We start from the raw sequence: 21,696 nt of genomic DNA, 5'->3' as shown, positions 1-21,696 counted from the left end.
TCGATTTATCTTTGTTTGTCTATGAAAATCATTTATTATAATAAATGGTATTCTTCGAGATATTATTTTGAAGGGGTGTTGAAGTGAAAGAAAGTTTTCTATCATATAAAGAAGAAGAAAGAAATGCAAAAATCCTTTTATGGGTGTTATATGTCATTGTTATTGTATATCAAATTTTCTATGCAATCGTATTAGAAGATAAATCAATAATGGATAAGGGATACAATATAATATGGCAAGTTATTTGCGGAGTAGCAATACTGTGCGTGAATATATATTTAATGAAAAAAGAGAAGGCAAGCCTTGTTAAATATGCATGGATATTTGCATACATAGGGATAGAACTCGCTAATATATTTTCGTATGTTTTTTATAATAAGGCGGCGTTTGATGCGACAAATATAATAGAAATTATTCTCATTTTCTTTGTACCTATATTTTTAAATAAAAAATTCTATGTGTTTTTACTTTCCTCTATTGTAGGAAAATATTTAATTTATTTATTTGTATTAGAGGAAGTAAAAGCATTTATGTTCCTTATTATGTATACACTTATGTTAATAGCTGCATATATCATTTTAAACCGATTTTTACAATATCTTTCAGCTGTAAAGGAAAGTATTGCGATTGCTAGTGAATCACAGAAATTAGCAGTAATCGGAAAAATGGCAGCGACGGTTGGACATGAAATTAAAAATCCACTTGCTTCATTAAAAGGATTTACGCAATTACAACGAGAGAAGCATGAAGAGGATCCTATTTATAAACGTATGATTTTTGAAATAGAAAATATGAATAATATGATAAGTGAGTTAATGGAAGTTGCTACATGCAAACCTTCTATTTATAAGAAACATGATGTAGGAAAAATTGTATTACAAGTAATAACAAGTCTTCGTGAAAAAATAGATGAATTAAACATTCAGTTTATTTCTAATGTGGAAGAAAAAACAATAGAAGTTGAATGTGATGAACGAAAAATAAGAGGAGTCTTTTTATATACGATAAAAAATGCTTTAGAGGCAATGGGACAAGGTGGCATATTACATTTACAATTAGAAAATAAAGGGAAAGAATATGTAATGATCAGTGTGATCGATAATGGTCATGGTATTAAGCAAGAAAACTTACCCCGTGTTACAGAGGCCTTTTATACAACGAAACAAGATAAAATTGGTCTGGGACTGACGGTAGCGAATCGAATTGTCGCCGAGCACCTTGGTGAGTTGCATATTTCAAGTGAAAAAGATACTGGAACGAGAATAGACATCATTCTCCCAAGGAAGTGTGGAAATACTGAAATCCAAGTGGAAGAAAAGCTAGGAGTTACCATATGAATAAAGGCTATATATTTAAAAATGAAGAAATAAAGGCGCTGAAAGCATTTTTAAGTTTATTTTTTATTATATTTTTCGTATATGATCTTGCCTATGAATTTATCGTACCGTTAATCGGTGGAGAGCAAGAAGGTGTAGGAGAGTTTGAAGATGGTTTAGGTTTATGGCTTTACTTTTTGATGGTGGTATTGTTTTGCATTGGAATATACTTTATGAAATGGAAGAATGCTTTTGCGGTAAAGTATATTATTCTAATTGGCTATAATGTATTAGATTGTATCCATAACATTATGATTTATTATGGTAGCGATGCAGAATTTGACGGTGGAAATATAGTAGAAGGATTTTTTATTTTGTTTGCACCAATCTTTGTGAATAAAAGATATTTCTGGTTAGTTCCAGCGATACTTATCGGAAAGTATGCTCTTACAGGAATCATTATTCAATCTTCTCTCGTTTTAATCCCAATGGCATTATATAGCGTATTTACTATCATATGTTGGATTATATTTTTAAGGGTTCAGTCTTACGTTCGTACGCTTGAGATGATGGACAAAGAAATAAAACAGACAGAAAAACTAGCAGCTGTTGGAAAGATGGCAACGGTTATTGGTTATAAGATTAGAAGACCTTTAGCAAACTTAAAAAAACTTGTGAATAAACAAGCAGACAAGCATCCAGAGGATAAAATTTATAGTGATATTATGAAACAAGAAGTAGATCGGATTCATATAATTGCTACAGAACTTAGTGGATTTGAGAAATCTAAATCACTAGAATCAGAAACTCATAACATACAAGAAATTATCTCTTATGTTATTCGAGTTATGGAAAAGCCTGCTTTAAAACAAGGAGTCCACATACAGGGTATTTACAGTAAAGACTTACCATCAATTACATGTGATGAAAAACGATTAAAACAGGTCTTTTTTAATTTAATCAAAAATGCAATTGAAGCAATGTCAGTTGGCGGAACAATTACGATTAAAGTTACTGTAAAAGATGGAATCATCGTTCAAGTGAAAGATGAGGGATGCGGCATTCCGAAAGATAAAATTCCAAAGTTAAATGAAGCCTTTTATACAACGAAAGAAACAGGAACTGGTCTAGGTTTAGTAGTTACAGAAAAAATTATTAAAGACCACAACGGTAAAATGAGTTTTGAAAGCGAAGTTGGGGTTGGAACGACAGTTGAGGTTATGTTACCACTGCATTAACTACAAAAAACATCACTTATTTGGAAGTGATGTTTTTGTGTTCTTCTTAGGTAGACGTTCTAACAAAGAGGACGATAACAAAAAATAATATATTGATAGTGTAAAAAGAAAATAATGGATGTTTTACTATGAAAAATATATAATGGCTTTGTCTGTTATTTGTTGTAGTTCATTTATATTTCTATTTGTTGACCCGAATTTCGGGTCTTTTTTTATGAAATGAATTGCTATATATCGGTAATTAGAAAAATAGAATATACAGCACTTGCAGTAATTCCAGGGGTAATATAAAGGGATATAGCATCTCCTCTTGCAATTGGGTTTCCAGTTGTAATACTAGTCCAAGTTACAGCAGCGGGACCTACTGCCGGAGTAGGATTAAATACTTGAATTTGTCCTGCTCCGCTATCCGTTGGTTTAATGGAAAATACCATAGTTCCAGTGTTTCCGTTAGAACTGCTGTTGCGTCTGCCGTCGCAACTAAAGCAATTAAGTGGTACATATAAGTTCTCCTTTCTATATTTTGAAAATCTAGTTTTTAAAATATAACTAATATATATATTATGAATTCTATATTTTTGTATGGCAGATCGTATTTTGTGTCTAGATTTCAAAAATAGGGTGAGAGTGTATTGTATATCGAATTTTTTTCTATAAATACAGAATAATAAGTAGTTATAAAATATCTATTACTTATTTTGAAAATCTAGTATTTAATGAGACGAGAAAATCATCTGTTTTCTTAATAAAATCATCTGGTTGCACAGTAAATGTAGCAGATTGATAGTTTGGTAACCATTGTACGCCAATCGTTCGTACATCTGCTTGTTTTCCAGCAAGTATGTCAGCATCACTATCCCCAATAAAAATTGCTTCGTTTGCATTTACATTTAATGTATTTAATACAAAAAGAATACCTTCAAGGTCAGGTTTTGGCTTCATTACATCATCTCCAGCTACTATACAGTCGAAGAAAGAAACTAATCCTAATGCTTTTAGAGAAATGTCCAGGCTTCTTCTTGCTTTTCCAGTTACGATAGCTAACTGAAACCCTTGTTTTTTTAAATGTATTAAAAGGTCTACTATTTCATGATTTCGCTTTACGTAATCATGATGCTTTTCTTCATAACATTCATAGTATCTTTCAACTGCTACTTCTTTTTCTTCAGAAAGTAAGTTCTCATGAATAATACCAACTTCACTTGGACCAAACATAGAAAGAATCTCTGCTTCAGTAATTTCTTTATTATCAAATTGCCAAAAAACGTTTTGAAACGAGTAATAACATAAAGGTAAAGTATCAGCTAGTGTGCCATCAAAATCAAAAATAATTGTACGTAGCATTTTCTCACTTCCGTTTTAAGTTATTTTAAGGTTTATTTAAGTTATTTTTTTGTGATATACTTAAAATAACTTAAAAATACTTAAAAGTAAATAAAAATGGGTGAGAGTATGAATCAAGAGGAACGTTTAATAAAAATAATGGAGTATTTGAATGAACATAGGACGATGAGTTTGAAGATGATGTGTGAGCTATTTCAAGTTTCCAGAGATACAGCAAGAAGAGATATTGTAAAGTTAACAAATGAAACAACAATAATACGAACTCATGGTGGTGTAGCTTTATCATCTTTCCACCGTAAAATATCGGATTATGTAAATCGTGAGGAAAAAGAAATTGAATATAAGATATCTATTGGAAAGCAAGCTGCTTCTTTTGTAGGAGATAATGAAATTATTTATCTTGATGTTTCAACAACTGTTAACTGTATGGCTTCATTTTTGACAGCAAGTAACATAACGGTTGTTACGAATTCAATTGATACAGTAAATCATTTAATGGATATGGAGAATGTAAATATTCATATTTTGGGTGGAGAATTAAATAAACACTCACGTTATATGGCGGGTTTTTCTGCAATGGAGAAACTAAAAGATTATCATTTTGATAAAGTTTTTATTGGATCACCCGGTCTTACAGAAGATGGTGTTTATTATGCGTATGAGGAAGATATTCATTTTAAGCGTCAAATTGTTAAACAAACGAATGGAGTGTTTTTACTTGCCGATGAGACAAAAATGAATCAACGTCAAAACTTTAAGGCGCTGTCATTAGAATCAATAGATACAATTATTACGAATGGTCTTATTCCCGGCAATTTAGAAAGAGTAGTGAAAGAATATGGAATTGAGCTAATCACTGGAGTGAAGTAAAGGGGGACGTAAAAATGAAGGGAATTATATTTGATATTGACGGAACAATGTTAGATACGGAAAAAGCAGTTTTATATTCATTACAGAGAACGTTGCGAGATGAAGGGATGAATTATTCATTAGAAAAGCTACATTTTGCATTAGGTATTCCTGGTATGGCTGCATTACAAGAAATTGGTGTGGAAAATATGAAAGCAGTTCATGAGAAATGGATACGTAATATGGCAGATTTTAAGAATGAAATTACAGTATTTAAAGGAATTGCGGAAGTGATTGAAATAGTATCTTCATATAAGATTCGAACAGGGATTGTTACTTCAAAAACACGCCAAGAGTTTATCAATGATTTCAAGCCATTTGGATTACATTCATATTTTGAACACTCTATTTGTGTAGAAGATACAATAAAACATAAACCACATCCAGAGCCACTTGTGACATGTCTAAAAAGATTGAATATAGATGCACAAGAAGCGATATACATAGGTGATTCAGTATATGACTTACAATGCGCAAAACAAGCGGGAGCAAAATTTGGTTTAGCCCTGTGGGGAGCGAAAACAAGGAAAGGATTCGAGGAGGCTGATTATATTTTTCAAACGCCTCATGAAATTTTAAGTTTAGTAAAAAGAGATAGCTAAATTAGCTATCTCTTTAAAAATTTATAACCACCATTTTTCCTGAGGAAGTAAAATAACATCCACATCAAAATTCTCTTTAAACCAATCATACATCAATGTCTCTTTCACTAAATATTCAGAGGCAGAGTGTGACACACCAATTAGAGACATATTCGTTTCTTTTACATAATCCATAATGAGCGAGTATTTATGTCTGCCGTAATCATTGTCGATATGGCAATGGATTTCTCCTGTAATATATGCTTCAGCACCTTTTTCTTCTGCTTCCTTCATTAAAGATACAACATCGCCACATCCAGCGATAATTGCGATTTTTTTGATGGAATCATGTCGTTTACCTTCGAAGTCTGTGTAAGGAATCTGGAAGAGTTGTTTTAGATGTTTTTGGAGTGCTTCTGTTGATGTTTCATCTATTTCACAAATAAGGCCAACTGGTTCTTGTTCTGGACCTCCATATGCAAAGTCGTCCACTACAGTAGCGTTTAATGCTTTTGCAATTGAAATACTCGTTCCATGTGTTTGATGAAAATCCATTGGTACGTGACATGTATATATAGAAAGTTGTTTTTCTTTTATTCCTTGCAAATATTTTTCAGGAATTGGTATGAAACCGCGGCCTGATCTTCCAAGCGGATCACCGCACTCCATTACAAGGGGATGGTGCATAAAGAGTAAATCACCGGGTGTGGATTGTGAAATGAATGTTTCAAGAACGTCATCTGTAGGGAATACAGCTAAAAATACTTTGTTTACATTTTCAGATCCGTGCATCATAAGGCCGTTAAATAAATCTACAAAATTTGCTTCGAAAAATTGTTGCCAAGGAAATTTGATAGGATCATATACGGCTGGGATAAATCGACTAAAGGCACTATCTTTTCCGTATTTTTCAATTTGGAATAAGTAATCGAGTGATTGCTCTATTTTTTTTAAGGCTGGCATGTTTGATAATCCTCCTTAAGATGATTCTTGCTTTATGAGTTGTTTGTATTCTTCGTAGCAAAATAAGAAGCGGATAGGAAACAAATAAAACCTAGAATCCAGCTAATAGAAGGAGAATAGGGAAGTACATGCTGTAATAGCATTCCGCTAGAAATGAAGAAACTACTAAATACACCTAATAACATGGGATATCGTTGTAGTTTGAACACAGATAGTAAACATCCTTTCTCCTGCATGAACTACTCATAAAAGCTCGATTGCTGAAACTTTATCACATACATTGTATATTAGTCTTAATTTTCTGTATATAACTTTTAAGAAAAATGGTGATACAATATATGAATGATAAGAGAAGAGAGGATGAAGATTAACATATGTACGTTACTGTAACAGAAGCAGCATATAAAAAGATTATGGATACGATTCCAAGTGAAGCGAAATATATAAAGTTATTTTATGATAATGAAGGTTGCGGTTGTGTTATGAGCGGAATCATCGATTTAGTAGCTGTAGCAGAGAAAGATGAGCGCGATGTGGATATTGAATCAAGCACAATGAATTTTATCGCTGATCGTACAAAGCTTGTATTTATGGACGATAAGTTAACGGTTGATTGGCATGAAGGTGGAGGAACTTTTCAGTTGAAGAGCCCAAGCCAGTTTTATAATCCAAATATGAAATTACACGTTCGAGTATAGTAAAGGAAGGGTGAGTCCAAAATGTATTTTGGACTCACTTTTTTTATTTTATAAGTCGCTATTATTGTCGATAAGTCGATATATTGAAAAAATCGCTGATATAAATGGAGTTGCGCTGATATATTTGGGAAATCGCCGATATAAATGGAGTTGCGCCGATATATTCAGAAAATCGCCGATATAATTTCATTTACCAAAACGTTTCATATAATAAAAAGATTTTTTCACATAATGAAATGTACATGTGATTGAATTTTCTGTATAATCTTCTTTGCGGAGGGGATACGCATGAGAAGATGGGGAATTGAGTTATTAATTTTAAGTGTTGTTATTATTTGGGGGATTAACTATACAATTGCGAAGTATGGACTTTTAGAATTTACAGCAATTGAGTTTACTGCACTTCGTATGATGGCGGCGGCACCGCTTCTGTTACTCCTTACCTTTTGTATTGAAAAGTCGGTTTATATGGAGCGAACGGATATACCTAGATTAATTATCGTTAGCGTTGTAGGTATTGTACTGTATCAAACGTTATTTATGGAAACTGTCAAATATACATCCGCTACAAATGCCTCTTTACTCATTTCTATTTCACCTATTTTTACAACTGCATTTGCGATTTTCTTGAAACAAGAAAAGTTTTCTTCTCGAAAGTTAATCGGTTCTATGACTGCCTTTGTTGGTGCAGCCTTAGTTTTAGTAGCAGGACATGCACTTACTAGTTCTTTTTATGGCAATGGAATTGGACTTATTACATCAATATGCTGGGGGCTTTATCCTGTTTTAGCAGGACCATTAATTAAAAAATATTCAGCATTACGTGTTACTGCATGGTCTGCATTAGTGGGTGCGATTCCGCTATTATTGTTAAGTGGTCCACATGTGTTTGTCATGCCATTTCACATTACTCACGGAATGACACTATTTGCTTTACTATATTCTATTTTCTTTGTAACAGTATTTGGTCTAGTAATATGGTATGTTGGTGTTCAAAAAATTGGGGCGTCACATACGATGGTATATATGTATATAACGCCGCTTGTAGCGGTTCTATTTGCAGCTGTCTGGGCAAATGAATATGTATCGTTTCAACAAATCATCGGTGGAATTATCATTTTTGTCGGTCTATGGTTTGTGAAATCGGAGAAAGTAAAAGTTCATTCTATTGCAGAGGAACTTATATCAAAATAGGAAAACAGATCACCTATGATCTGCTTTCCTATTTTTTTATTTTTGGTAAGAAGATGAGAAACAAGATAGCAGTAATAAGTGGAATTAAGTTTAAAAATGGAATACGGAAGAGTGTAATAAGAATAATACCTGGAAGAAGAACACCGAGGACAGCGTAAAAAATGCTATGATTTTTCGTGTACCAATACAATGAAAGTCCAATAAGTGCAGGGATGATGAGGTGAATGAGAGCCATTAAAAAATAAATCATTAGACGCCCCCTTTATTTGTGTGCTTATTACATCATATCCGTATGTTCATAGATTGATATCATTTTTTTCATAAATGGACGAAAAAGTTTGAAAAACCGTCACAAAATATGAGAATATGATGTTTGAAATCTTGTATAATATTATTTTCTAAAAACATTTAAACAACATAAACATACTGTTTATGTTGTTTTTAATTTGAATGAAATGAATGTAAGGAATATGAATTTGAAAGAATTTTTTTGTTGGATAGATAAGAACGAATGAAGAGAGGTACAGCATGATTAGTATGTCACTAAGATCATTTAAAATCCAATCGTATTATATACTAGGTATTTTGTTAATAGGTTGGATGTTAACACCGTTTTCAGCACACTTTTTAGGCGCTGGAATTGGGCTTATTGTAAGTATGTATTGCGTTTGGCTTTTAGGCAGAAGAATTGAGAAGCTTGGAGATAGTATTGTAAAGAAGACGAAAGCACCGACACTCGGTATGTTTAACCGTTTTGCAGCTGCCATTTTGGGTGCTATTATTATGTACGAAATTGAGCACCACATGGTTATGTGGGCGTTTGCAGTAGGGATTATGGGTGGGTATTTCTTAATCGTTGTGAATTTAGGTTACTATAGCATGAAAGATGAGAAAGAACTAACAAAGAGCTAAAAAGATAAAAGACTTCTTTTTAGATGGAATAGATGATCCAGTCACGAATAGAAGCGGTCAGGGCCTTTTTTAGCCCCATACGATGTGAAACCCGAGAGATGTAGTGAGTAGGGATATAATGTATATATTCGAAGCTGTAATTTTATAATCTAGGTCACAGATGAAGAGATTAGCGTTTCACTTTATATAAGATATAGAAAGAAGCTTACGTTTTCACGTAAGCTTCTTTTTTTATGTAAGTGTGTGTAACCGTTAAGCCGCATTGGGTTTTGTCGGTGAGTACGCGAAACTTTACGGTTACACGACACTTATTCATATGAGTAAAGGGTTATTCCAACAGAAAGTTTTAATTTAAGCGATTGGACCGCCTAAGTTAATAATGTCTTTAGATACGCTGTCGAACTTTTTGAAGTTAGCTTTGAATTCATTTGCAAGTTCGATTGCTTTTGCTTTGTAAGCAGCTTTATCAGCCCAAGTTTGTTCAGGCATTAACACTTCGTCAGGTACACCTGGTACGTGAAGTGGAACTTCAAGACCGAAGATATCATGTTTAGCTGTTTCAGTTTTTGCAAGTTCACCGTTTAATGCAGCTTGAATCATTGCACGAGTGTAACCTAAGTTCATACGTTTACCAACGCCGTATTCGCCACCAGTCCAGCCAGTGTTTACTAAGAATACTTTCGCATCGTGTTTCTCGATTTTTTCACCAAGCATTTCAGCATAGCGAGATGCATCAAGTGGTAAGAATGGTGAACCGAAGCAAGTTGAGAATGTAGCTTGCGGAGAAGTAACGCCGCGCTCTGTTCCTGCTAGTTTACTAGTGTAACCACTTAAGAAATGATACATAGCTTGCTCTTTTGATAACTTACTGATTGGAGGCAATACGCCAGATGCATCAGCAGTTAAGAAAATAATTGTATTTGGGTGTCCAGCAACACTTGGCAGTACGATATTGTCGATCGCATGCATAGGGTATGCAGCACGAGTATTTTCTGTTAAAGTAGTATCGTTGTAGTCGGCGATACGTGTTTGGTCATTAATGATAACGTTTTCTAAAACAGATCCAAATGTGATTGCATCGAAAATTTGTGGTTCTTTCTCGTGAGAAAGGTTTACACATTTCGCGTAGCAACCGCCTTCAATATTGAATACACCGTTATCAGACCAACCGTGCTCATCATCACCGATTAATTTACGGTTTGGATCAGCAGATAATGTTGTTTTACCTGTTCCAGATAAACCGAAGAATAGTGCTACGTCGCCTTCTTCACCTACGTTTGCAGAGCAATGCATAGAAAGAATATCTTGTTCAGGTAGTAAGAAGTTCATAATAGAGAAGATTGATTTTTTCATTTCTCCAGCGTATTCTGTACCACCAATTAGTACAATACGTTTTTCGAATGAAACCATAATGAATGCTTCAGAGTTTGTACCGTCAACAGCTGGATCAGCTTTGAAGTTCGGTGCAGAAACAATTGTGAACCCTGACTCATGAGTTGTTAATTCTTCTTCAGTTGGACGAATGAATAATTGATGTACAAATAAATTGTGCCATGCATATTCATTAATAACTTGAATTGGTAGGCGGTAATTGCGGTCAGCGCCTGCAAATCCTTTGAAGACGAATAACTCTTCTTTTTCTTTTAAGTATTCTAAAACTTTAGTATATAATTTATTAAAATGTTCTTCAGAAATCGGTTGGTTTACAGCTCCCCAAGCAATTTTGTCGGCAACCGATGCTTCTTTCACAATAAATTTATCTTTAGGAGAACGTCCTGTATATTTTCCTGTTGAAGCAGAAACGGCACCAGTAGAAGTTAATTTCCCTTCATTTCGCATTAATACTTTTTCCACTAATTGCGGAACACTTAGTTGAATCTGTGCATTGCTTCCGTTCAATAATTCGTGTAAACCAATTTGGACATTCACAGTACTCATATTTATATACCATCCTTTTCATTTAATGAAATATTTCTCGTAATCCCCAACAAGAGTATAACACAATTATATAAATAATGTATACTATTTATTTCTTTTTGTTTGTGTGAATACATTATTTCCCTATTAATATTTCATTTCAGGCGTATTGAGAAAAACTTTCAGGAAAATGTGAATATTAATTGACAAATGAATATCATTTCTTTAGTATAGGTTGGGACGGATACTCTCTTATCCCGAGCTGGCGGAGGGACAGGCCCGATGAAGCCCAGCAACCTCACTTGTAGTGGTAAATACAGGTGAATAGGTGCTAAAACCTGTGCGAGGCTACAGGTCTCGAACGATAAGAGCGAAGGGCAAAAAGCAGTATGCAAGTAGCAAATTAAACCTTTCCTCTATGTAAAGTAGGAAAGGTTTTTCTGTATGCTTGTGTGGGAGAATAAATGTATGTCGCAGTTTGTGGCAAATTAAGGATGAGTTCCGTACAATATATACAATTACTGTAGGGAGGTTTACCACATGACAAAAAAACGTCATCTGTTCACATCTGAGTCTGTAACTGAAGGACATCCAGATAAAATTTGTGACCAAATTTCTGATTCAATTTTAGATGCGATCTTATCAAAAGACGCAAATGCACGTGTAGCTTGTGAAACAACTGTAACAACTGGTTTAGTATTGGTAGCGGGGGAAATTACGACTTCTACTTACGTAGATATTCCAAAAATCGTTCGTGAAACAATTCAAGGCATTGGTTACACACGCGCAAAATACGGATTCGATGCAGAAACTTGTGCAGTTTTAACATCTATCGATGAGCAATCTGCTGACATCGCTATGGGTGTTGACCAAGCGCTAGAAGCACGCGAAGGTCAAATGACTGACGCTGAGATTGAGGCAATTGGTGCAGGAGACCAAGGTTTAATGTTTGGTTTCGCATGTAATGAAACACAAGAGTTAATGCCACTTCCAATCTCGCTTGCTCACAAATTAGCTCGCCGTTTAACTGAAGTACGTAAAGATGATACATTATCATACCTACGTCCGGATGGAAAAACGCAAGTTACAGTTGAGTATGATGAAAATGGTAAACCAGTACGTGTTGATACTATCGTAATTTCTACACAACATCACCCAGATGTTACATGGGAAGAAATCGATCGCGACTTAAAAGAGCACGTAATTAAAGCTGTAGTACCAGCAGAATTAATGGATGGAGAAACGAAATTCTTCATTAACCCAACTGGCCGCTTCGTAATTGGTGGACCACAAGGTGATGCTGGTTTAACAGGACGTAAAATCATCGTTGATACTTACGGTGGATACGCTCGCCACGGTGGCGGTGCATTCTCTGGTAAAGATGCAACGAAAGTTGACCGTTCTGCAGCATATGCAGCTCGTTATGTTGCGAAAAACATCGTAGCAGCTGGTCTTGCTGAAAAAGCAGAAGTACAACTTGCATACGCAATCGGTGTAGCACAACCAGTATCAATTTCAGTTGATACATTCGGCACTGGTAAAGTATCTGAAGACGTACTAGTAGAGCTAGTTCGTAACAACTTCGATCTTCGCCCAGCTGGTATTATTAAAATGCTAGACTTACGTCGCCCAATTTACAAACAAACAGCAGCTTATGGCCACTTCGGACGTACTGATGTAGATCTATCATGGGAACGTACAGACAAAGCAGCAGCTTTAAAAGAGCAAGCTGGTCTATAATATATGAAAAAAAGCTTTGCGCGGTGAGCGCAAAGCTTTTTTATTTCGTTTTACTTATAATTTGAATACATGATTTGCAATATACTTCTCCATCTAGCTCAATATACTTCTCCATCTAGCTCAATATACTTTTTCATATTAGTCATGCCACTTGCTGGAAATGGCATATGAATCCATGCCTTTTCATACGTTTGTATTTCCTTTTCACATGATTTACAAAGGATTGATTTCTTCTGGAACATATGTAATCAACCTTTCATTTGACGTGCTTTACCTGCGCAAAATGCACTGCTTAGTAAAAATAGCGTTGCGAATATAATACTTACTAATGTAGCGTATGGAATTGCGCCTTTTAGAGAAAAACCGACAGTGATGGAAGCGACGAATAAGAGGATGAATGTTGTTGTTAATTTTTTGTATAGTTCCATAATAGGTAGACCTCCGATTTATTTTTTAGTACAAGTTTTAAAATTGAATTCTATTATGTAGAAAATATAAAGAGTAGCTAAAGATGTGTAGTCTAGGAGTATAAGAAAGGGCACTTTCCTTTTTGTGGGTTAGTATACTTATATTGTATCATGCGCATGATTGGCTTCATACATAATTGTGTAAAGATATGTATGATAAAATGAAGAAAAGTCTTTAAGAAAGGAAAGATAAAAAATGAGTGTAACTGAACATAAAAAACAAGCTCCAAAAGAAGTGCGTTGCAAGATTGTTACGATTTCCGATACACGTACGGAAGAAACAGATAAGAGCGGACAACTATTACATGAATTGTTAAAAGAAGCGGGACATAAAGTAACTTCTTATGAAATTGTAAAAGATGATAAAGAAAGTATTCAGCAAGCAGTGTTAGCTGGTTATCATAAGGAAGATGTAGATGTTGTATTAACAAATGGCGGTACTGGTATTACGAAACGCGATGTCACAATTGAAGCAGTATCAGCGTTATTAGATAAAGAAATTGTTGGATTTGGTGAGCTGTTCCGTATGATTAGTTATTTAGAAGATATCGGAAGCAGCGCAATGTTAAGTAGAGCGATTGGTGGTACAATTGGGCGCAAAGTAGTCTTCTCGATGCCAGGGTCTAGCGGAGCGGTTCGCCTTGCGATGAATAAATTAATTTTACCGGAATTAGGTCATATTACATTTGAGCTGCATCGCCAATGAGTAAGTATGCTGGAATTGTATTAGCAGGTGGTATGTCGAGTAGATTCGGTGAGCCGAAAGCGTTAGCAATTTGGAAGGGAACTACTTTTGTTGAGCATATTGTGAAAGTGATGGGAAATACTTTGCAAGACATTGTAGTAATTAGCCATACTGATATAAAAGAGCGAGTAGAGCAATTCGTACAAGTACCTGTTATAGAAGACATTCCGCACTATAAAGGGAATGGACCGCTGGCCGGCATTGTATCAGGAATGGAATACATAGAAGCAGATTGGTACGCTATTATGCCTTGCGATGCACCAAACGTGTCGCATGAATGGTTTACCATTTTACTAGAGCAAACGAACAATGAATATGATGCGGTTGTACCTATTATTAATGGAAGAAAACAACCGCTACTTGCGGCGTATCATAACCGCGTGAAAGAAAAGATTTATGCTTTACTTCAGGAAGAAAAAAGAAGTATGGGGCAGCTTTTATCACAATGTAATGTGAAGTATGTTTCTGGAGAAGATGTACAAGCGAATGCGGATTGGTTTATAAATGTAAATACGAAAGAAGAATATGTGCAGGCTCAAAAAGACCTTTCAAATGAATGAAAGGTTTTTTTGATATACAGAATTGGGGAACAATTGCTGTATAAAGGTATGTGAGTGAGTTGATTTTAAGGGGAATTCTTAAAATCATTATACAGTTAAAACACTGTATAACCATATATTAATTTTTATGGGTTTTTATTACAAGTCTGTTTAGTTATGTTTATTTTTGATATAATTAATATAGAAATAAAACAATGCTTAACCTTATGTATCATTTATTAAACTAAAATTTATGACCATGTAATAAACTCCCTTCGTTTTTTTGAAGGGAGTTTTTCTATTTAAGCAAGCAACTCTGATGCGTTATGCTGAAGGACTTCTTCATATTGGTTAAGCAAGCCACGAAAGATCTCATCCCAGCTCTTTGATTTCGCAAAAGATGAAGCTGCTATTCCCATCTGCTCAAGTTTTTCTTCATTTTGTAATAAAAAATAAATGGATGATAGAAATGCATCTTCATTTTTAGGCGGACAAAGAACTCCCGTTTTTCCATCTGTAATAATATTTTTAACCCCGCCACTATTTGCACCAATAACAGGTGTACCGCATGCGAGTGATTCAAGTACGACATTTCCGAATGTTTCAGTAGCTGATGGAAATACCATTATGTTAGAACAAGCATATGCTTCAGCTAAATCTGCACTTTGTAAATAGCCAGTAAAAGTGATATTTGTTTTCGGAACAGCTTCACGTAAACTTGTTGCTAGAGGACCGTCTCCTGCTATAAGCCAATGAATGTCGCTTCGAGTATGTGCTGATTTAACGATAAGATTTTGCAACGTATCAATATCTTTTTCAGGAGCAATCCGTCCAACATAGGAAAGGACATACTTCGCTGTAATATTATATTTTTTTCGGAATAGGTCTGTATTGTAAGCTGGATGAAAGAGTGTGCAATCTACACCACGTCCCCAAATAGAGAGGGCCTGAAAGCCTTTATGTTTTAATTGATGTAATGTTTCAGGAGAGGGTACAAAATTTTTTTGCATATGACTATGAAACCATTTTAAATAGTTCCACAGCATATTGGAGAGGAATTCGATTTTGTAATAACGTAAATAGGCATCGAAATCAGTATGATAAGAACCGACAACTGGGATGTTTAACTTTTTTGCATAATACAATCCACAAAGTCCCATGTTGAAAGGTGTGGCAATGTGAATAATGTCAGGTTTAAAGGAAAGTAGTTCCCGTTTAATACGCGGAGTAGGAAAAGAAAAACGACATTCTGGATATAATATTGTTAACGGGATACTTCTCATCTTATTCACATTCGCTACAAAATTATCTTCAGCTGTATGCTGAGGGGCGAAAACAGAATAGGCGATCTGTTCTTTCTGAAAATATCGTGTTAATCGCTCTAACGTTTTCGCAACCCCGTTAACTTGTGGCGTAAAAGTATCGGTAAAAATGGCGACTCTCATCATATCACTCCTTTATGTGAAAAGTGGGATGAATTGATAAAAAGAGATGATGCCAGAGCAAGTGCCAAGGCACATACCGACGAATACATCTGACGGATAGTGAAGTCCTAAATAAATACGTGAAATACCGACGCATAATGCTAACGGTAATAGGAAAGCAAGTAAGCTTGGATTATAGCAAATAAATGGAATGAAGACAGAGAAAACGGCTGTTGTATGACCAGACGGGAAAGAGTGGTCTTTTAATGGATGGACTGGATATTTTGCATCCTGAATTGTTAAATAAGGACGTTTTCGTGGATACCATCTTTTTAATATTTGTACAGGAATATGGCTAATTGCTAAAGAAATAGCAGTTGCAATTGCTGCTTGGTGTAAAGTACCTTTTGCAAAAATTAAAAAGAAAAGTGTGAGTGCGATGGAGAAAGTCGCGCCACCGATATGAGTAATATTGCGGAAAAAGATATTTAATGTTTTTTGATCAAAGTAGCGATTAATTCCTTTGAAAATGTAACATTCTATTTTATATAATCCACTGACCTTCATGAAAATTCTCCTCCCTCGTTTACATATATATGGAGATATTAGCTTTTATTTTAATAAGATTTTGTTGAGGGAGTAATAATGTTTTGTAAAGAAAAAGTTAGTTTTTATATAAAAAAAGCTGCCAATCTTATGGCAGCGGAAATTTACTTCTGTAATGATTTATAATATTGACCTTTTTCAACGTATTGCGTGCGAATACGATCCATATCTTTACGGTCTTCTTCTGTTAATTCACGAATGACTTTCGCGGGACGACCGAAAGCTAACGTGTTTGGTGGAATTTTCTTTCCTTGTGAAACGAGGCTTCCAGCGCCGATAAAAGCTCCTTCGCCAATTTCAGCACCATCTAATATAATGGATCCCATTCCAATTAAAGCATCTTTTTTAATATGACAACTATGTAAAATAACTTGATGCCCAACTGTAACATCATCTTCTAAGATAAGAGGATACTGAGGGCTTTGGTGGAGTGTACATTGGTCTTGTACATTTACTCGGTCTCCAATGATCGTTGGTGACACATCACCACGGATGACTGTATTAAACCAAATACTTGATTCCTCGCCAACGTAAACATCGCCTGTAATCGTAACATAGTCAGCGATAAAAGCACTACTCGCAATTTTCGGTTTTTTTTCTTTGTAAGGATATATCATGTAAAGTCTTCCTTTCCTAGAGACTAGTTTTAGTGTATCAAATTATGAGAAAGAGTGAAATGGAGGAGAGCCGTATGTGGAATTATGAAGCGGAGGAAGCAAAGGCTGTCATTGTTATTGTGCACGGCGCAATGGAATATCACGGACGTTACGAAGCCGTTGCGGAAATGTGGAATCATATCGGCTACCACGTCGTGATGGGGGATCTTCCGTCACATGGAACGACTTCAAGAAATAGAGGACATATTGATTCATTTGATGAATACATAGAGGAAGTTAAACTATGGGTGAAAGAAGCAAGAAAGTATAGGTTACCTATTTTTCTATTCGGTCATAGTATGGGTGGTCTTATTGTCATTCGTATGATGCAAGAAACGAAGAGAGAAGATGTAGAGGGTATTATTTTGAGTTCGCCTTGTTTAGGGGTAGTGACTGGACCCTCTGCTCCGCTTCAATTTGCTTCAAAAATATTAAATGTTGTGGCTCCAAAATTGCAATTTGCAACGAATCTTACGGTGGAAATGTCAACACGTAACCACGAGGTGAGAGATGCAATGGAGAATGATTCTTTGTTCTTGCGCAAAGTATCAGTACGTTGGTATAGTGAATTGATTAAGTCTATCGAAATTGCTCATAAAAAAATAGATGATTTTCCAGATGTTCCGCTCTTGCTAATGCAAGCTTGTGAGGATAAACTTGTAGATAAAACACGTGTCCGCACTTGGTTTGATAATGTTAAAATAAGTGATAAGGCTTTTAAAGAATGGCCGAATTGTTATCACGAGTTATTAAATGAGTATGAGCGTGATGAAATTTTGAGTTATATTCAGTCATTTACTGAAATGCATGTCAATAATATAGTAAAAACAAACAAATAAATCATTATTTGTACATTTAATAGAGGAGATGAAGGAAGAAGTGAACGTACCGAGTAATCCCATAACGCTCATGGCGAAAGTATACCGTGATGTGTTTCCGGTTGTACACCATGAGCTAGCGATGTGGAAAGAGCGTGCCTACCATATTCCGAATGATGAGCTTCATAGTCAGGCAATCGCAAGTATTGAGCATAAAACGTTTCATTGTGAGGGCGGTGGCATTTTAGCTCTGCTAGCAAATGAACACCGAGAAGAATGTATTCGTTTTATCGTAGCGTATCAAACGATCAGCGACTATTTAGATAATTTATGTGATCGCAGTACATCACTTGATCCAAATGATTTTGCCGCACTGCATGAATCGATGTTAATGGCATTATCACCTGAAGTAGAAGGTGGCGGTAATTATTATCGTTATCGTGATGATCAAGATGATGGTGGTTATTTAGATGAACTTGTTGAAACATGCCAAGATGTTTTAAAGAAAACGAAGCACTATGACAAAATTGCTCCTGTTCTTCATGAACTTGCTTGTTATTATTGTGATTTGCAAATTCATAAACACGTGAAATTAGAAGAAAGAGAGCCGCGCCTGAAAAATTGGTTTGAAGCACATAAAGAAAACTTACCTGAGATGAGTTGGTTTGAATTTTCAGCATGTGCCGGTTCTACACTTGGAATTTTCTGTCTTGTAGCATATGCATTTCATGATGAATTACATGATGAAGATATTGCGAAAATTAGACAAGGGTACTTCCCTTACGTACAAGGACTTCATATCTTACTTGATTATTTCATTGATCAAGAAGAAGACCGTATAGGCGGAGATTTGAATTTCTGTAGTTATTATGAAAACGAGCAAGCGATATTAGATCGGATGAAACACTTTGTAGAAGAAGCGGAGAAGAGCATTGGTGATTTGCCTCATGCGAAGTTTCATCGCCTTATAAGCCGAGGATTACTTGGTATTTATTTATCAGATCAAAAAGTATCAGCACAAAAGAATATGCACAAAATGGCACGGCGCATTGTAAAGTACGGAGGCCTCACTTCACGATTCTTCTATTGGAACGGGAAGATGTACCGAAAGAAAACAGCGCAGTGATGAAGAAAACCACTCATGTAGAGTGGTTTTTTTGTTATAATATGGTAAAGATGGTGGTGGAAATGAAGCGATTGTTTCAAAAGCTATATGACAATATTGAAGTAACATTACTTGTGCTACTTTCCATTTCATTTGTAACTGGAATGTATATGATGATGAATAAAACCGGCGGTCCTACAACGATGGATTATGTAGCTCAAATTATCATTGCATTGATTATTATAGTAGATATTGTTTTTTTAATAAGTGGTAGAAAAAAAGAGAACAGTAAATAAAAAGCATTTGTACACGATGGTACAAATGCTTTTTCATTATGATCGTATTTTTGAAAATACATATATAAGAAGTTCAATCGCTAAAATAACTAAAACAGATAGTCCAAATAAAGGCATGACAGCGCCTAGTATTACCATCATGATAAAGAAAACGAATATACTTTTCTTATCTCTTTGTTTTGGAGGTGCTGCTAATTTTCCTTTCGGCTTTCTTGCTAACCACATTTTTATTCCGTAATAAATGAGAAGTAGTAGAGATAATGTCGTTAGTAAGCATAATATTTTATTTGGCCATCCGAATAAATGTCCTTCATGAAGCGGGATACCGTAAGTGAACCATTGTGCAAGTAATCCATAATCACGATAGTCCGTTTTTGAAATGAGCTCCCCGCTATATTGGTCAAAGTAAGCTGTTATCTCTTCATTTGGTGCAACATGCATACCTGTAATACCAGAACCGCTCGATTTCGAAACAGTGAATACACCTTTCGGATCAGCTGGTAGTGAAATAACATATGGCTTCTTTATTTCAATTCCTTTTTGTAATTCATCGACAGAAATTGCTTTCGGTTCATTTGAATTTGATTCAGGCGGAGCTTCTTTTCTTGTTGCCCACGGCAATTCTTTTACCTTTGATTCAGGCGGAGCCATGTACAATTTTGGATATCCGAGTGATTCATTTGACGATGCGATTTTATAAATTTGGTTCCCCATAAATCCTGACCATGGCAATCCAGATGCGACTAGCAGAAAGAGAGGAATTGTAAATATAATACCGATAATAGAATGACGTCTTTTTGCTTTTTCTCGCTTATTGGATGATGGTGTGTTTTTGAATTGTCGTATACTCATGTACAATCCGGTTACGATTAAAAAGATTGTCCAGCATGCCGCGAGTTCTACAGTATAGTTTACGACAGTGCCACCAACTAAAAGAGAACTATGTAATTCCCTCATTATATTGGCAAACGTTTCACTTGCATTTTGATCCCCAACAATTTGATTATTGCTGTCTAAATACACATATTTTTGTTGCCCAGTATACTCATTTGCAATGGTAAGTCTCGTATTATAATCCCCATTAAACTCACTAATTTTCGCCACGCTATAATGTGGATATTTTTTCTCTGTTAAGGAAATAGAATCAGACATCGAAATAGATTCTGTTTGAGCACTCTTCCCAAAATATAAATCTTTATAGATGAAATCTTCAACTTCCTCCCGAAATAAATACCCAATTCCGCTCAGTGACAACGTAATAAGAAGCGGCGTAATAAAAAGCCCAGCATAAAAATGCCAACGCCAAAAAATGTAATGAAGCGAACGATTTACTTTCATACTTTCAGTTCCCCTAACCTTCCCTATATGAATAACTACTTATTTAATATAGCGAGATTAAGTGTGATTACTTTGAAAGAATTGTGAAGAAAGTTAAAAGTTTGTGGGATTTTTATTAAACATAAAACACATTTTAGAAGGAGTGTTTTCTATGTTTATGAAGATCTCTTTATATTTGATAAGTACATCCGAACAACCGCTTTCGCAAGACATTGAGAAGAATCAACAAAATTCTCGCTAGCCACAACATTCAAATCAGTACATGCGATAATAGCGGTATCAACTTCATCTTTCAATTGTAAAACGAGCGTATTCCATAATTCGCGAGCTTCTTCAACCTCCCCAGATTTAATATAAGTAATGATTTGATTAATCATTTCCTGCCACCTTTCATAATGAATGTATTCTATATTCCGTTTTGCAATCCCGTCTTGATAAATACCAGCTTGAACTGTCGCTTCTGTTGCAAGAAGAGCGACTCTTTTTACGTTTTTAGGAATTGCTTGTAACGTCTCATCGACTATATTTAAAATCGGAATGGACAGAGAATGCTGTAATTCCTCGAAATAAAGATGCGCCGTATTGCACGGCATAGCGATAAAGCTTGCGCCAGTACTTTCAAGTTTTTGTGCTCCTTCAATAATTGCTTTTTTCATCGCTTCGTGATCAATAGGGCGATCCATGTAAAACGGTGTTGGGCACGAATAAATCATCATATGAGGAAAGTCCATATCATACTTTGCTCCGTATATTGTTTGGCACCTTGCTACAACTGTATCGACGAATGGCCCAGTTGATTTTGGTCCCATTCCTGCTAGTATTCCGATCATTGTTTCGTCTCCTTTAAGAATGTTTACATCCATTGTATAGGAGAATAACAAAAAGACGTG

24 protein-coding genes, 1 pseudogene and 1 riboswitch are annotated in these 21,696 nt (G+C 35.3%); of the genes and pseudogenes, 13 read left to right on the top strand and 12 right to left on the bottom strand.

The window, feature by feature from the left end; translation table 11 throughout:
• The first annotated feature begins 83 nt into the window (after window positions 1–83).
• Both ACTFSL_RS07585 and ACTFSL_RS07580 read left to right on the top strand, forming a co-directional pair.
• Complete coding sequence (locus tag ACTFSL_RS07585; protein WP_088322442.1) at window positions 84–1,337, top strand: ATP-binding protein; 1,254 nt, start codon at window positions 84–86, stop codon at window positions 1,335–1,337.
• Window positions 1,334–2,554 (top strand): ATP-binding protein, encoded by a 1,221-nt coding sequence (locus tag ACTFSL_RS07580; protein ID WP_078186553.1) that lies wholly within the window; start codon window positions 1,334–1,336, stop codon window positions 2,552–2,554. The genes ACTFSL_RS07585 and ACTFSL_RS07580 overlap by 4 nt, the downstream gene beginning before the upstream one ends.
• A 227-nt stretch (window positions 2,555–2,781) precedes the next feature.
• On the opposite strand, the pseudogene ACTFSL_RS07575 reads toward ACTFSL_RS07580, so the two are convergent.
• Window positions 2,782–3,000: pseudogene (locus tag ACTFSL_RS07575) on the bottom strand (collagen-like protein); the annotation flags it as partial.
• Window positions 3,001–3,247: 247 nt separating this feature from the next.
• Window positions 3,248–3,898, bottom strand: coding sequence for an HAD family hydrolase (locus ACTFSL_RS07570; protein WP_440041453.1), 651 nt, complete (start codon window positions 3,896–3,898; stop codon window positions 3,248–3,250).
• A gap of 108 nt (window positions 3,899–4,006) precedes the next feature.
• Here ACTFSL_RS07570 and ACTFSL_RS07565 point away from each other — a divergent pair, with 108 nt between their 5' ends.
• Both ACTFSL_RS07565 and ACTFSL_RS07560 read left to right on the top strand, forming a co-directional pair.
• The gene (locus ACTFSL_RS07565; RefSeq protein ID WP_167763107.1) at window positions 4,007–4,768 is read left to right on the top strand and encodes a DeoR/GlpR family DNA-binding transcription regulator; all 762 of its coding nucleotides are present in this window, start codon (window positions 4,007–4,009) and stop codon (window positions 4,766–4,768) included.
• A gap of 14 nt (window positions 4,769–4,782) precedes the next feature.
• Window positions 4,783–5,409, top strand: coding sequence for an HAD family hydrolase (locus ACTFSL_RS07560; RefSeq protein ID WP_000676032.1), 627 nt, complete (start codon window positions 4,783–4,785; stop codon window positions 5,407–5,409).
• Window positions 5,410–5,430: 21 nt separating this feature from the next.
• Here ACTFSL_RS07560 and ACTFSL_RS07555 read toward each other — a convergent pair whose 3' ends face one another.
• The gene (locus ACTFSL_RS07555; RefSeq protein ID WP_088338487.1) at window positions 5,431–6,351 is read right to left on the bottom strand and encodes a Nif3-like dinuclear metal center hexameric protein; all 921 of its coding nucleotides are present in this window, start codon (window positions 6,349–6,351) and stop codon (window positions 5,431–5,433) included.
• A gap of 374 nt (window positions 6,352–6,725) precedes the next feature.
• On the opposite strand from ACTFSL_RS07555, the gene ACTFSL_RS07550 reads away from it, so the two are divergent.
• Both ACTFSL_RS07550 and ACTFSL_RS07545 read left to right on the top strand, forming a co-directional pair.
• The gene (locus ACTFSL_RS07550) at window positions 6,726–7,049 is read left to right on the top strand and encodes an iron-sulfur cluster biosynthesis family protein (protein WP_000289570.1); all 324 of its coding nucleotides are present in this window, start codon (window positions 6,726–6,728) and stop codon (window positions 7,047–7,049) included.
• Window positions 7,050–7,337: 288 nt separating this feature from the next.
• Window positions 7,338–8,243 (top strand): DMT family transporter, encoded by a 906-nt coding sequence (locus tag ACTFSL_RS07545; RefSeq protein ID WP_088338486.1) that lies wholly within the window; start codon window positions 7,338–7,340, stop codon window positions 8,241–8,243.
• Window positions 8,244–8,271: 28 nt separating this feature from the next.
• On the opposite strand, the gene ACTFSL_RS07540 is transcribed toward ACTFSL_RS07545, so the two are convergent.
• A complete protein-coding gene (locus ACTFSL_RS07540; protein WP_000639042.1) occupies window positions 8,272–8,493 on the bottom strand; it encodes a hypothetical protein in 222 nt (73 codons plus the stop codon).
• 278 nt (window positions 8,494–8,771) lie between these two features.
• Here ACTFSL_RS07540 and ACTFSL_RS07535 point away from each other — a divergent pair, with 278 nt between their 5' ends.
• Complete coding sequence (locus ACTFSL_RS07535) at window positions 8,772–9,155, top strand: ATP synthase subunit I (protein WP_060632637.1); 384 nt, start codon at window positions 8,772–8,774, stop codon at window positions 9,153–9,155.
• Window positions 9,156–9,506: 351 nt separating this feature from the next.
• On the opposite strand, the gene pckA is transcribed toward ACTFSL_RS07535, so the two are convergent.
• Window positions 9,507–11,093, bottom strand: coding sequence for a phosphoenolpyruvate carboxykinase (ATP) (pckA, locus tag ACTFSL_RS07530; protein WP_088338485.1), 1,587 nt, complete (start codon window positions 11,091–11,093; stop codon window positions 9,507–9,509).
• Between the two features lie 228 nt (window positions 11,094–11,321).
• Window positions 11,322–11,443, top strand: a riboswitch (SAM riboswitch).
• A gap of 169 nt (window positions 11,444–11,612) precedes the next feature.
• Between pckA and metK the strand changes: the two genes are divergently transcribed.
• Entirely contained in the window at window positions 11,613–12,812 is a 1,200-nt protein-coding gene (metK, locus tag ACTFSL_RS07525; protein ID WP_000163123.1) for a methionine adenosyltransferase, read from the top strand.
• Between the two features lie 98 nt (window positions 12,813–12,910).
• On the opposite strand, the gene ACTFSL_RS07520 is transcribed toward metK, so the two are convergent.
• Window positions 12,911–13,054, bottom strand: coding sequence for a hypothetical protein (locus ACTFSL_RS07520; protein WP_440041450.1), 144 nt, complete (start codon window positions 13,052–13,054; stop codon window positions 12,911–12,913).
• A 6-nt stretch (window positions 13,055–13,060) separates the two neighbouring features.
• Window positions 13,061–13,240 carry a hypothetical protein gene (locus tag ACTFSL_RS07515; RefSeq protein WP_000424805.1) on the bottom strand — a complete coding sequence of 60 codons (180 nt, stop codon included), beginning with the start codon at window positions 13,238–13,240 and terminating at the stop codon, window positions 13,061–13,063.
• A 235-nt stretch (window positions 13,241–13,475) separates the two neighbouring features.
• Between ACTFSL_RS07515 and ACTFSL_RS07510 the strand changes: the two genes are divergently transcribed.
• Window positions 13,476–13,985 carry a MogA/MoaB family molybdenum cofactor biosynthesis protein gene (locus ACTFSL_RS07510; RefSeq protein ID WP_000117124.1) on the top strand — a complete coding sequence of 170 codons (510 nt, stop codon included), beginning with the start codon at window positions 13,476–13,478 and terminating at the stop codon, window positions 13,983–13,985.
• Complete coding sequence (locus ACTFSL_RS07505; protein ID WP_000049596.1) at window positions 13,982–14,584, top strand: molybdenum cofactor guanylyltransferase; 603 nt, start codon at window positions 13,982–13,984, stop codon at window positions 14,582–14,584. Before ACTFSL_RS07510 ends, ACTFSL_RS07505 begins: the two co-directional genes overlap by 4 nt.
• Before the next feature lie 281 nt (window positions 14,585–14,865).
• Here ACTFSL_RS07505 and ACTFSL_RS07500 read toward each other — a convergent pair whose 3' ends face one another.
• The 3 genes from ACTFSL_RS07500 to ACTFSL_RS07490 form a co-directional block, all read right to left on the bottom strand.
• Window positions 14,866–16,008, bottom strand: coding sequence for a glycosyltransferase family 4 protein (locus tag ACTFSL_RS07500; protein WP_088338483.1), 1,143 nt, complete (start codon window positions 16,006–16,008; stop codon window positions 14,866–14,868).
• A 12-nt stretch (window positions 16,009–16,020) separates the two neighbouring features.
• On the bottom strand, window positions 16,021–16,554 hold the full coding sequence (locus ACTFSL_RS07495) for a phosphatase PAP2 family protein (protein ID WP_088338482.1): 534 nt from the start codon (window positions 16,552–16,554) through the stop codon (window positions 16,021–16,023).
• 143 nt (window positions 16,555–16,697) lie between these two features.
• On the bottom strand, window positions 16,698–17,210 hold the full coding sequence (locus ACTFSL_RS07490; protein ID WP_017674390.1) for a gamma carbonic anhydrase: 513 nt from the start codon (window positions 17,208–17,210) through the stop codon (window positions 16,698–16,700).
• 74 nt (window positions 17,211–17,284) lie between these two features.
• Between ACTFSL_RS07490 and ACTFSL_RS07485 the strand changes: the two genes are divergently transcribed.
• Genes ACTFSL_RS07485 through ACTFSL_RS07475 form a run of 3 tightly spaced genes read left to right on the top strand, consistent with a single transcriptional unit; the run spans window position 17,285 to window position 19,468 of the window.
• Entirely contained in the window at window positions 17,285–18,088 is an 804-nt protein-coding gene (locus ACTFSL_RS07485; RefSeq protein WP_000267421.1) for an alpha/beta hydrolase, read from the top strand.
• A gap of 40 nt (window positions 18,089–18,128) precedes the next feature.
• Entirely contained in the window at window positions 18,129–19,193 is a 1,065-nt protein-coding gene (locus ACTFSL_RS07480; RefSeq protein WP_001102461.1) for a tetraprenyl-beta-curcumene synthase family protein, read from the top strand.
• Between the two features lie 41 nt (window positions 19,194–19,234).
• Window positions 19,235–19,468 carry a hypothetical protein gene (locus ACTFSL_RS07475; protein WP_428879952.1) on the top strand — a complete coding sequence of 78 codons (234 nt, stop codon included), beginning with the start codon at window positions 19,235–19,237 and terminating at the stop codon, window positions 19,466–19,468.
• Window positions 19,469–19,504: 36 nt separating this feature from the next.
• Here ACTFSL_RS07475 and ACTFSL_RS07470 read toward each other — a convergent pair whose 3' ends face one another.
• Window positions 19,505–20,806, bottom strand: a complete 1,302-nt coding sequence (locus tag ACTFSL_RS07470; RefSeq protein ID WP_088338481.1) for a PepSY-associated TM helix domain-containing protein — start codon at window positions 20,804–20,806, stop codon at window positions 19,505–19,507.
• A 155-nt stretch (window positions 20,807–20,961) separates the two neighbouring features.
• A complete protein-coding gene (locus ACTFSL_RS07465; protein WP_440041448.1) occupies window positions 20,962–21,636 on the bottom strand; it encodes an aspartate/glutamate racemase family protein in 675 nt (224 codons plus the stop codon).
• Between the last annotated feature and the right edge of the window lie 60 nt (window positions 21,637–21,696).

Origin of the sequence: Bacillus cereus group sp. MYBK108-1 (assembly GCF_051917185.1) — a bacterium.
GTDB lineage: Bacteria > Bacillota > Bacilli > Bacillales > Bacillaceae_G > Bacillus_A > Bacillus_A cereus.
The sequence above is the reverse complement of the archived record's forward strand: the minus strand, read 5'-3'. Positions and strand labels throughout refer to the sequence as shown.

Coding starts and splice junctions, on each gene's coding strand:
- ACTFSL_RS07495 (WP_088338482.1), bottom strand. CDS start 16,554: ATGAAGGTCAGTGGATTATATAAAATAGAATGTTACATTTTCAAAGGA.
- ACTFSL_RS07520 (WP_440041450.1), bottom strand. CDS start 13,054: ATGTTCCAGAAGAAATCAATCCTTTGTAAATCATGTGAAAAGGAAATA.
- ACTFSL_RS07465 (WP_440041448.1), bottom strand. CDS start 21,636: ATGATCGGAATACTAGCAGGAATGGGACCAAAATCAACTGGGCCATTC.
- ACTFSL_RS07500 (WP_088338483.1), bottom strand. CDS start 16,008: ATGAGAGTCGCCATTTTTACCGATACTTTTACGCCACAAGTTAACGGG.
- ACTFSL_RS07535 (WP_060632637.1), top strand. CDS start 8,772: ATGATTAGTATGTCACTAAGATCATTTAAAATCCAATCGTATTATATA.
- ACTFSL_RS07565 (WP_167763107.1), top strand. CDS start 4,007: ATGAATCAAGAGGAACGTTTAATAAAAATAATGGAGTATTTGAATGAA.
- ACTFSL_RS07485 (WP_000267421.1), top strand. CDS start 17,285: ATGTGGAATTATGAAGCGGAGGAAGCAAAGGCTGTCATTGTTATTGTG.
- ACTFSL_RS07545 (WP_088338486.1), top strand. CDS start 7,338: ATGAGAAGATGGGGAATTGAGTTATTAATTTTAAGTGTTGTTATTATT.
- ACTFSL_RS07540 (WP_000639042.1), bottom strand. CDS start 8,493: ATGATTTATTTTTTAATGGCTCTCATTCACCTCATCATCCCTGCACTT.
- ACTFSL_RS07475 (WP_428879952.1), top strand. CDS start 19,235: ATGGTAAAGATGGTGGTGGAAATGAAGCGATTGTTTCAAAAGCTATAT.
- ACTFSL_RS07490 (WP_017674390.1), bottom strand. CDS start 17,210: ATGATATATCCTTACAAAGAAAAAAAACCGAAAATTGCGAGTAGTGCT.
- ACTFSL_RS07550 (WP_000289570.1), top strand. CDS start 6,726: ATGTACGTTACTGTAACAGAAGCAGCATATAAAAAGATTATGGATACG.
- ACTFSL_RS07510 (WP_000117124.1), top strand. CDS start 13,476: ATGAGTGTAACTGAACATAAAAAACAAGCTCCAAAAGAAGTGCGTTGC.
- ACTFSL_RS07560 (WP_000676032.1), top strand. CDS start 4,783: ATGAAGGGAATTATATTTGATATTGACGGAACAATGTTAGATACGGAA.
- ACTFSL_RS07470 (WP_088338481.1), bottom strand. CDS start 20,806: ATGAAAGTAAATCGTTCGCTTCATTACATTTTTTGGCGTTGGCATTTT.
- metK (WP_000163123.1), top strand. CDS start 11,613: ATGACAAAAAAACGTCATCTGTTCACATCTGAGTCTGTAACTGAAGGA.
- ACTFSL_RS07580 (WP_078186553.1), top strand. CDS start 1,334: ATGAATAAAGGCTATATATTTAAAAATGAAGAAATAAAGGCGCTGAAA.
- ACTFSL_RS07515 (WP_000424805.1), bottom strand. CDS start 13,240: ATGGAACTATACAAAAAATTAACAACAACATTCATCCTCTTATTCGTC.
- pckA (WP_088338485.1), bottom strand. CDS start 11,093: ATGAGTACTGTGAATGTCCAAATTGGTTTACACGAATTATTGAACGGA.
- ACTFSL_RS07505 (WP_000049596.1), top strand. CDS start 13,982: ATGAGTAAGTATGCTGGAATTGTATTAGCAGGTGGTATGTCGAGTAGA.
- ACTFSL_RS07555 (WP_088338487.1), bottom strand. CDS start 6,351: ATGCCAGCCTTAAAAAAAATAGAGCAATCACTCGATTACTTATTCCAA.
- ACTFSL_RS07570 (WP_440041453.1), bottom strand. CDS start 3,898: ATGCTACGTACAATTATTTTTGATTTTGATGGCACACTAGCTGATACT.